General features: G+C 74.5%; 1 protein-coding gene and 1 pseudogene. One reads left to right on the top strand and one right to left on the bottom strand.

From position 1 onward, the window contains the following. Positions 1 to 196, bottom strand: a pseudogene (locus IE249_RS37730) (DoxX family protein); the annotation flags it as partial. 179 nt (positions 197 to 375) lie between these two features. On the opposite strand from IE249_RS37730, the gene IE249_RS18575 reads away from it, so the two are divergent. Beyond that, positions 376 to 1,593 carry a flavin-containing monooxygenase gene (locus IE249_RS18575; RefSeq protein WP_189705945.1) on the top strand — a complete coding sequence of 406 codons (1,218 nt, stop codon included), beginning with the start codon at positions 376 to 378 and terminating at the stop codon, positions 1,591 to 1,593. Positions 1,594 to 1,693: the final 100 nt, after the last annotated feature.

Below are 1,693 nucleotides of genomic sequence, written 5' to 3'. Positions count from 1 at the left end.
CGACGACCGCCTCGAAGCCGGACCGGACGGCCCGCCAGCGGTGCTCCGCGGCCACGTCCGCCGCCCAGGCGATGCCCGTGCCGCGCTCCAACCAGCCCTTCCTGTCCTTGTGCCGCCAGCTCTCCAGCCACCACAGCCCGAGCCCGACGCGCAGCACGGCCAGCCACTGCGCACCGGTGAGCCAGATCGTGTCCATGGGGTCTCCCGCCGACGCCGACGACCGGGCATCTGACGGTACGTCAGCTCAATCCCGTCCGCCAGACCGTCCACCCCCGCCCCTCCCCGCCTCTCCCATCGCTCACCCGTGATCAATCCGCAACCAATTCCGGTCTTGACCGAGACCCATCAACGAGGTGCGGGATTACGCTCGCGCTCATGACCGACTCGTCCGACTCCTCCGCCCCCTCCACGGCACCGCACGCCGACCGCCCCGTCTACGTCATCGGCGGCGGCCCCGGCGGTCTCGCCGCCGCGTACGCGCTGCGCGCGCGGGGCATACGCGCCGTCGTGCTGGAGCGGTCCGACCGGGTCGGCGCCTCCTGGCGCGGCCACTACGACCGGCTGCGCCTGCACACCACCCGGCGCCTGTCGGCACTGCCCGGGCTGCCGATGCCCCGCCGGTTCGGGCGGTGGGTGGCGCGCGACGACGTGGTGCGCTACCTGGAGAAGTACGCCGAGCACCACCAGCTGGAGATCGTCACCGGCGTCGAGGTGTCCCGCGTCGAGCGCACCGCCGACGGCACCGGCTGGCTGCTGCGCGCCAGCGGCGGGCGCGAGCTGACCGGCGGCGCGGTGGTCGTCGCCACCGGCCACAACCACACGCCCCGCGTGCCCGACTGGCCGGGGCGCGACACGTACTCGGGCGAGTTCCTGCACGCGTCCGCGTACCGCAACCCCGGGCCGTACGCGGGCCGGGACGTCCTGGTCGTCGGGGTCGGCAACACCGGCGCCGAGATCGCCGTGGACCTGGTCGAGGGCGGGGCCGCGCGGGTGCGGCTGGCCGTGCGCACCGCGCCGCACATCGTGCGCCGCTCCACGGCCGGGTGGGCCGCGCAGTACACGGGCGTGCTGTGCCGGCGGCTCCCGGTCGCCCTGGTCGACCGGCTGGCCCGGCCGCTGGCGAGGCTGAGCGTGCCGGACCTGTCGGCGCACGGCCTGCCCCGCCCCGGCACCGGCCTGTACTCGCGGGTCAACGAGGGTTCCATCCCGGTGCAGGACGTCGGCCTGATCGACGCGGTGCGGCGGGGCCGGGTGCAGGTCGTGGCCGCCGTGGACGGCTTCGAGGACGGCAAGGTCGTCCTCGCCGACGGCAGCCGGATCGAGCCGGACGCCGTCATCGCGGCCACCGGCTACGTACGTGCCCTGGAGGGCCTGGTGGGCCACCTCGGGGTGCTGGATCCGCGCGGCAGACCCGCGGTGCACGGCGCGCACACCCCGCCCGGCGCGCCGGGCCTGTACTTCACCGGCTTCACCAACCCGATCAGCGGCATGTTCCGCGAGCTGGCCATCGACGCGGAGAGGATCGCCAAGGCGATCGCGAGGAGCGGCGGTGCGGGCGGAGACGGCCACGGGATCTCCCGCCTTCCCGGGTGACCGGGGCGCCTTCCCGGGTGACCCGGGGCGCCCTCCCCGCTTCTTTGCCTGCACGACCATTTCCTGACGCCGTGTCAGTTCAGTAATCTGACTGAGCGTC

It is taken from the genome of Streptomyces anandii JCM 4720, assembly GCF_014650655.1.
In the GTDB taxonomy this organism is placed as follows: Bacteria; Actinomycetota; Actinomycetes; order Streptomycetales; family Streptomycetaceae; genus Streptomyces; species Streptomyces anandii.
The sequence above is the reverse complement of the archived record's forward strand: the minus strand, read 5'-3'. Positions and strand labels throughout refer to the sequence as shown.